Consider the following 7,244-nt stretch of genomic DNA (forward strand, 5'->3'; position numbering starts at 1 on the left):
CTGCTGCACGCACAGGTCATCATCGGCGACTGGAAGGACGAGTACAACCACCACCGCCGGCACTCCTCGCTCGGCTACCTAACCCCAGCCGAGTACGCTCGGCAGTGCACCCATCAAATGGAAACCGGCGACTCACAGAACGTCCGGACCGAATGAAGGGGGCGGCTCACTCCTCGCTCGGCTACCTAACCCCAGCCGAGTACGCTCGGCAGTGCACCCATCAAATGGAAACCGACGACTCACAGAACGTCCGGACCGAATGAAGGGGGCGGCTCACACCCACATAGGAGCGGCACGAAACCCGGGACGCTTCAAGGAGACCGTGAACGGGCTCTACAAGGCCGAGCTCATCCACGCCAAGCGGGTGTGGGAGTCGACCGAGGCGGTCGAGCTGGCCACCATGGGGTGGGTGCACTGGTGGAACACCACCCGCCTGCATGAGGCCCTTGGCTATCACACTCCCGCAGAGGTTGAGGCGGCTTACACTCACGATCAGGATTCAGCGCCCGTTGCATCCTGACCTCGGAACGGAACCCAGGGCGCTTCAGTGAGCAGTAGTCCGGGGAGGCCGACGACGCCTGCGCCTGAGGCGTTCCCTTTCACCTCCACGACGGCGCCCGCGCCCTACCGCGCGAGGGTGCGGGCGCCGTTGTGCGACGTGAGGGCTGGGCCACGAGCCTTAATCCGCTGGTCAGCTTCCCGTTCGAAAGAATCACCCTCAGGCATGATGTTGCCGTTTGCCTTCCCATCCCTCTGACACTGCTGAGGCCACCATGACCAATCCGTCCGTCTATCCCCGCGGCTACCGCCCCCGACACGCGGCTGATGGGCCCGATTCGACTCCTGTGGTGGCCCGAAGGCAGGCGGACTGGCGACCGGAGATCCAGGGTTTGCGCGCGGTAGCCGTCCTTCTGGTGGTGGTGTTCCACATCTTCACGGACAGGGTGTCGGGCGGCGTCGACATCTTCCTGTTCATCTCGGCTTTCTTCCTGACAGGCTCCTTCACCCGCAAGATGGAGGCTGGAAGGCCCCTCGCGGTGGGGCGCTACTGGCTTCACGTCTTCACGCGCCTCATGCCCATGGCGGTGCTGACGATCTTGCTTACCTTGGTTGCCGTTGCCACGGTGTATCCGCTGGCCGACCGTGCTTCGTGGCGGACGGAGGCGCTGGCGTCGGCCCTCTACGTGGAAAACTGGGCCCTGGCGTTCAATGCCGTCGACTACTACGCCGCCGACAACACCTCGCTGTCCCCCTTCCAGCATTTCTGGTCGCTGTCGGTCCAGGGGCAGGTGTTCATCCTGTGGCCGCTCCTCTTCCTTGTCTCAGCCCTGGTGGCCCGCCGCACCGGGGCGCGGCCCCGAGCCGTCCTCACGACTGCGTTCGCCTCGGTGTTCGTCGTGTCCCTGCTGTGGTCGGTGACCCAGACCTCCCAGAACCAGGCGTTCACGTACTTCGACACTCGGGCTCGCCTATGGGAGTTCGCCCTCGGTTCCCTCCTGGCGCTCGTCCTTCCATTCATTCACCTGGGACGGCGCACACGGGTGTTCCTCGGCTGGGCAGGGCTCGCGAGCATGATCGCCGTCGGCGTCGTGGTGGACGTCCAGGGCGCCTTCCCCGGCTGGATCGCGCTGTGGCCGCTGATGTCGGCCACTGCTGTGATCGTCGCGGGCACCAGCGGCTCCCATTTCGGTGTGGACCGGGTACTGGCTTCCCGCCCGCTCACCCGCTTGGGTGACTCCGCCTACGCTCTCTACCTCATTCACTGGCCGCTGCTCATCACCTATTCCGTCCTCACGGGGTCACAGAAACCCGGCGCGGCCGCAGGCGTCGTTCTCGTCGTCGTCTCCCTCGGCGCGGCCCTCCTCCTCTCGGTGCGCGTGGAGCGTCCGCTACGAGCGTGGGGCTGGCCCCAGACGGCCGCCTGGCGGTCCGCCGTCGTACTGGGGACCTGCGCCGCTCTCGTTGTGGCGCCGGTGACCCTGTGGCGCGGCGCCGAGGCAGCGGAGTCCGCACGAGTCCTCGAGGCGGCCGACCGGAACAACCCGGGCGCCGCCGTCCTGCGCCCCGACTACGAGCCAGCTGGAGACCCCGGTGCCCCCGTTCTGCCCGTGGTGGAGGGACGGTACCCCTTCCCCGAGTACCCCGAGGAGTGCGACCCCGCCCTGGAAGCACAGTTGACCGAGGTCGGAGCCGAGTCGTGCCATGTCCTCGTCCCACAAGCAGATCCGGCCGGCGTCGTGCTGATGGCCGGCAACAGCCACGTGATGCAGTGGTCCCCCGCTCTCCGGCGCCTCGGTGAGGAAAGACGGCTGGAGGTCGTCAGCTATACGCGGGGCAGCTGCCTGGTAGCGCCGATGGAGGAGCAGGTGGACGACTCCCCGAAGTGCCCGGACTTCCTCGCGGACCTCAACCTGGTCGTGGAGCATGTACGCCCGGACGTCGTCTTCATGCAGGGCACACGCAGCACCTATGAGGACGAGGAGATGCTCACCCCGGGGATGGTCGGGCGGATGGAGGAGATTGCGGGGACGGGTGCCCATGTCCTCGCACTCCGGGACAACCCCCGGTTCGCGGCCGGATCACCCACAACCTGCGGAAGGACACACGGGATCGATGCGGCGACATGCCGCTGGACGCATACCGTGCTCGATCCGAACACCAGCCCCCTGACCGGACTGGCCGATGCTCATCCCCGCATCGCGCAGGTGCAGCTGAACGACATGATCTGCCCGGGCCGTCAGTGCCAGCCCACGGTGGGCAACGTCCATGTGTACTGGGACGACAACCACCTCACCCCAACGTATGTAGAGACTCTTGCTCCCGTCTTCATCGAGCGTGCGCTGGCGGCCCTGGAGCATGACGGCATGCGTCTAGGACGCTGAGGCTCTCTCGAGCGCGCTGATCAAGGGATGGGAATGGTGCGGGTGTTGATGACACCCTCAGTCCGTTCCCGCTCCTCTATCGGCCTCGAAGAGGTGGGCAGCATGCGGAGCAGAACTACGGCGCCGGGCGCGCCCAGGGCGTGTCTGACACCAGCTTCAACCATGTGACCCCAGTGGTCAGGCGCTCGGCGGGCCGGTAGATGATCGTGCACTCGTCATACCTGGCCACCCGTCCGCGCGACTGCTGCAGGGGCGCATACTGACGTTCGATGACATTGCGGCCCCTACAGGCGACTGCGTCGAAGCCGACGGGGCACCCGCTGCTGCAGCCACGACGCCTGCGGTGGCCCTGATGGTCAGCTCACACGGGGATGACCGCCGCGGCTGCCCAAGCAGTGGAGTCGGCATCGGTCAATCCCCTGCCTGGCTCAGGCGATCAAGCTGGCCAATGGCATTCCTGCCCCCGCGTCGAGCTGATGGATCTTCGTGCTCAACCTGCCACGTGAGCGTCCGATACCGCGACCGGCAGGTTCATCCCGCAGATTCCCGTAGTTCGATCCATCCCCTGCATGGCGGGCAATGTCCGTGGCGTGCTGATGAGCGTGGGCGATCGCGGAGTCCAGTCCGGACCGATCCATCGATGAGGCCCTGGGCGTCGCTGGCGGCCGCCAATGTTGCTAGCACCTCATGCCAGGTGCCCGCAGCTGCCATCCGCCAGCACCAGGTCAGCGCGGTCTGCCAGGGCCCGTAGACCTCGGGCATATCCCGCTACGGAATCTCGTGCCGATGCGGGTAGATGGTCGCCTCGATCATCGCCCGGACATCGGCGAACGGCCGGCCCTGCCGGCTGGCCCGGGCCGGGCCGGGCCAGGCCGGGTGCATCGAAGTGGTCGGCGGCTCCCCATGGGCGTCGGAGAGCGCCTGGATACGAGAGATGCGATCCAGGGCGTCAGCTGGCCCCTGGATTCATTGCCAGACACATTCGAGGCTCCGTCGTCCTCCAGGCACGAAGAAGCCCCCGCACCGATCTGGTCGGTGCAGGGGCCTCTGCTCGGCTCCCCCGGTTGGATTCGAACCAACAACCCTTCGATTATTACTGAAGTTGAACAGGCTCTGTAGTGGGTCACCGAACACCGCAGTGGGGACCGTCATGGCCAGGGCGAGCACCAGCTCGTGTTGATCGACAAGACAGTCCTGATACTCGTCGATGAACAGGTGGGTATAGCTGACTTTGAGCATCTTCCCCACTGCCCTGCTGGTGGCTGTCCGCGCCGCTGCGCGATGGTATTCGGCAGACTTGCTCCAGTCGGGACCACCGGACACGTCGAGCCCCGCGAGACTCGGGAAGTGGGCAATCAGGTCATACGACCATGAATCGATTGTGCGCACGACGACTTGGTCGCTGGCAACGCCAAACTTTTTCATGCGGCGGCGAAGGGCGTCCACACCAGCATGCGTATGCGTCAACACGAGGCATGTCCCGCCTTGCTGGGTAGCTTTTGCCACACTGGCCGCGATCAGCTCGGTCTTCCCAGCACCGGCGGGAAGAGCCACCGAACAGGGTAGTGCCCTGAGTACAACTTCGACTGCTTTCGAGATGGGAGGGTCCTCAACCATCGAAGGACCCCTCCGAAGACTCCGCTGGCGGCTCGGATTCCGCGGCGTAAGCGAAGGTCTGCAGATCGTCGATCACCTTCATCAAGTGGGTGCTGTCCAAATCAGCCCAGTGCCTGATGACGACCTCGGCAAGTTCTTCGCCTCTATCTTCGCGCTTGAACCACTCCTTATCCCTGGCAGTCGCCGCGGCCGCGATGGCACCGCGGATCTCGGTTTCATTGACACCGGCCTGTGCCTGCCATGAAGCGAAGTCGGTTCCAGTCAGCTGATCGTTGTTCAGACTTGCGCCGACATTAGCTCGAATGGAATGCTCACCCCTGATCTCTACGGCTAGGTCAACGAGTGCCTGCAGCCCCTTGGCGCCGAGAGTCTGAATGATCTCATCTTCGATCGCATTGCCCGGACCCCAGCGGTATACGCTTACGCCGGAGTCCATTGCCTGCCTCACCGATTTGTCAATAGCGCGGTCGTCATTATCCACTAGCAGGCAGGCTGGGTAGCCGAGCTGCTGGAAGTGCTGGGCTCGCTTGGTCGACTGGGTCCCTCCCCCTCCATTCACCAACACGACGCCAAGCGAAGCAGCACCAGGCTGCTCAGCGGCGATCCGCTGGGCGTCCCAGTGACGAAGCAGGCCGCGCAGGAAACCCACCTCGGTCGCACCCTCTCCGACAAGTACGCGACGGCCAAGGAGCGCCTCTGGGGCAATACGGAACGTGCCCTGCACGTTGTCGAGGTCTTCAGGAACCGGCTGGCAGGTGGTCACGCCAGTTCCATCCGCGCGGACTACGACGAGATCGACGGCGCTCAGCGTCTTCACCGCGATGGGAGAGTGGGTGGTCATAATGACTTGCAGGTTGCCCCCTTCAGTTCGCTTCTTGAGGTGGTGGAGGACTTGCGCCAGTCGGTGCGGCTCGAGCCCGTGTTCGACCTCGTCGATGGCAATGATCGAGCCGTCGTCCATCGCCTGATCCTGGATCGACAAGCTTGTTAGCCGGCGCGTGCCGAGCCCGAGGCTCGACAGAGGCACGTCACCGTCATGAAGCATCAGCGAATGTGTGGAGGTGGCCGAGCCTGGCTCGAGACCAGGCCGCAGCTCATCAAATTTCCCTGCACCGAAGTTCCCGGCCGACCGCTGAACTTTGGAAGCTGCATCATGTAGGGCGCTCGACTGGGCGTCGAAGACTGCTCTCCGCGCTTCACGGTGGGCATCGAGAACGACAGACGAAGCCCCATCGCTACCATCGGTCAGGCCAGACAGGGCCGATCCGCGCGCCCAGCGAAGGTGGAGGTCGGCCCGTTCACCCAGGCGGAAGAAGCCGAGCTGGCGACGTTGGCTGGCGGAAATCGGGCGGGCGTCTTCAGAGTCGGGGCGCACGACCTCCCACGTCGGATCGAGTTCTGGGGTCACGGTCAGCCTGACGACGAGGCACTCATCGGCCTCCTCGACAGGGTCGTGGACGAGAGTGCCGCCCGGCAGGATGCCTGAGCGGTCTTTGCCAAGCTGGCTCTCCTTGACGAGATTGTCCGGGAGGTTCGTGATCGTTGCCTCGATGACGATGTTCTTGGTTAGGTCAAGGTCGAAGAAATCGGCATCCGTGAACTGCGGGCTGTAGTTCGGGCTGAGTACCAGCCCGATCGCGTCCAACAATGTGGTCTTGGTGCTGTCGCCAGCTCCCACCAAACTGATCAATCGCTGGTGGATCGCCCAGTTCGCGGATTCAATGCCACGGAAGTGCTCAATCCGGAGTCGGCGGAGCATCATGGGGTCACCTCGCTGTTAGATCCGATACGGCCCTGATAGCAAGTATGCTCGCGCCGTTGTCCCGAACCACTCCGGGGCAACCGCGGAACACAACGCTCGTCGGCCGCGCGTGCCATCACTCAGCCCAAGACGCTCGATCCCCGTACAAGGCCCCACCCGCGTGCTGACGCAGAAACCCCGGAGACGTAGGCGGCCGAGGATAAGGCTCAGTCTTAGGCTGGCCGGCGCAACGAGGTGTATAGGGTCTGCCGGCTCACACCGAACGCGCGCGCCACCTCGGCCTTCGGGATCCCCATGTCGATCATCACGCGCGCCTGCTCCACGTCGGTGTCCGAAAGCTTCGGGGCCTGCACGTACTTGCCGCGGGCCTTGGCCAGGGCGATGCCTTCGGCCTGACGCTCCTTGATCCGCCGGCGCTCGAACTCAGCGAACGCCGCCAGGATGCCCAGCATCAGCCCGTCCACCGGAGAGGTGCCGGACTTGTCCACGGTGATCCGCTCGGACACGAACTGCACCGCACACCCCTTGCCGGTGAGCTCGTCCACGATCGCGTACAGGTCCCGCGTGTCCCGGCCGAGCCGATCCATCGAGGCGACCTTCACCAGGTCCCCCTCCCGCACGTAGGCCATCAGCTCCGCCAACCCCGTGCGCTTGGCCCTCGAGCTGCCGCTGATCTTGTCCTGGAAGATCCGGTCGCGCTCCCCCACCGCCTCGAGCTGACGATCCAGGTTCTGCTCCGCTGAGCTCACCCGCACGTAGGCCACAGTCTGTCCAACCACGTTTAAGACCCTCCGACGCTTGTGTCCAACGGGCCCGATTGGGACCGTCTCTGACGTGATGGTCTCGTGACCGGGCAGGGTGTGTAAAGGGGTATACCCGGCTTGACGCCGGGATGGGGCAATGAACACCCAGCTGGATTGTGAGGCATCCCTCTGTCGGAGCGTTGACGTTTACTTTACTAACCTGTTAGTATAGTTTCGTTG

At 64.6% G+C, this 7,244-nt stretch carries 5 protein-coding genes and 2 pseudogenes; 3 read left to right on the top strand and 4 right to left on the bottom strand.

Annotated elements, in window-relative coordinates; genetic code table 11:
- From D8M29_RS07090 to D8M29_RS07100, 3 genes and pseudogenes are all read left to right on the top strand, one after another.
- On the top strand, positions 1-156 hold a 156-nt coding region (locus D8M29_RS07090), incomplete at its 5' end, for an integrase core domain-containing protein (RefSeq protein ID WP_145992789.1).
- Positions 157-316: 160 nt separating this feature from the next.
- Positions 317-520, top strand: a pseudogene (locus D8M29_RS07095) (integrase core domain-containing protein); the annotation flags it as partial.
- Positions 521-773: 253 nt separating this feature from the next.
- The gene (locus tag D8M29_RS07100) at positions 774-2,882 is read left to right on the top strand and encodes an acyltransferase family protein (protein ID WP_081097732.1); all 2,109 of its coding nucleotides are present in this window, start codon (positions 774-776) and stop codon (positions 2,880-2,882) included.
- Between the two features lie 115 nt (positions 2,883-2,997).
- On the opposite strand, the pseudogene D8M29_RS07105 reads toward D8M29_RS07100, so the two are convergent.
- The 4 genes and pseudogenes from D8M29_RS07105 to D8M29_RS07120 all read right to left on the bottom strand — a co-directional run bounded on the left by D8M29_RS07105 (position 2,998) and on the right by D8M29_RS07120 (position 7,040).
- Positions 2,998-3,818, bottom strand: a pseudogene (locus tag D8M29_RS07105) (transposase).
- A 30-nt stretch (positions 3,819-3,848) separates the two neighbouring features.
- Positions 3,849-4,499 carry a UvrD-helicase domain-containing protein gene (locus tag D8M29_RS07110; protein ID WP_081097721.1) on the bottom strand — a complete coding sequence of 217 codons (651 nt, stop codon included), beginning with the start codon at positions 4,497-4,499 and terminating at the stop codon, positions 3,849-3,851.
- On the bottom strand, positions 4,492-6,261 hold the full coding sequence (locus D8M29_RS07115) for an ATP-dependent endonuclease (RefSeq protein ID WP_060973737.1): 1,770 nt from the start codon (positions 6,259-6,261) through the stop codon (positions 4,492-4,494). Before D8M29_RS07115 ends, D8M29_RS07110 begins: the two co-directional genes overlap by 8 nt.
- 212 nt (positions 6,262-6,473) lie before the next feature.
- A complete protein-coding gene (locus D8M29_RS07120; RefSeq protein ID WP_060973479.1) occupies positions 6,474-7,040 on the bottom strand; it encodes a recombinase family protein in 567 nt (188 codons plus the stop codon).
- Positions 7,041-7,244 lie beyond the last annotated feature (204 nt).

The organism is Micrococcus sp. HSID17227 (genome assembly GCF_003989405.1).
GTDB lineage: Bacteria > Actinomycetota > Actinomycetes > Actinomycetales > Micrococcaceae > Micrococcus > Micrococcus luteus.